At 51.3% G+C, this 517-nt stretch carries 2 pseudogenes; one reads left to right on the top strand and one right to left on the bottom strand.

The annotated features are described in order from the left end of the window. Positions 1 to 236 (top strand): annotated as a pseudogene (locus J5224_RS35190) (hypothetical protein); the annotation flags it as partial. A 66-nt stretch (positions 237 to 302) separates the two neighbouring features. Here the strand turns inward: J5224_RS35190 and J5224_RS35185 are convergent. Beyond that, a pseudogene (locus J5224_RS35185) lies at positions 303 to 517 on the bottom strand (methyl-accepting chemotaxis protein II); the annotation flags it as partial.

Here is a 517-nt window from a genome sequence, read left to right as displayed (position 1 = left end):
CGGAAATAGCGCTGCCTAATGAGGTAAAACAGGCGCTGCTTGAAAACACCGGCACCTATGCACGTTACCTCATGCTGGCAACAGAATATGAAAAACAGCATTGGCAAGAGGTAAATACGCTTATCTCGGAGCTGAAGATCACCGAGCAACAGATGATACACATCGTGCTAGATGCCACGCTGTGGGCTGATGAAATGCTGCAAATAGGTCAAATGAATGAGAAGAAGGGGGAATAATCCCCCTCGTTCATGCAGTCTGTTATTGGATACTACGATGGGAAACAGATCCGTTTTCCATCAGGATTAAAACGTTTCCCAATTGGCATTGTCTGATTTGGTCTGCACCTTCGCGGATGCCGGTAACGATGCGGGCAAGACTGCACTTTTCGAGGATTGTGCCGCCCCCTGAGCGCGCGTTGCCTCCCTAATTTTAAAGGTCGCCACGGCCTGGCGCAGGTAGTTAGCCTGATCTTCCAACGCCGCCGCCGCTGCCGCAGATTGCTCTACCAAGGCCGCAT

This window comes from Candidatus Symbiopectobacterium sp. NZEC135 (assembly GCF_025962695.1).
Note: the sequence above shows the minus strand (reverse complement) of the source record. Positions and strands in the feature narration are given on the sequence as shown.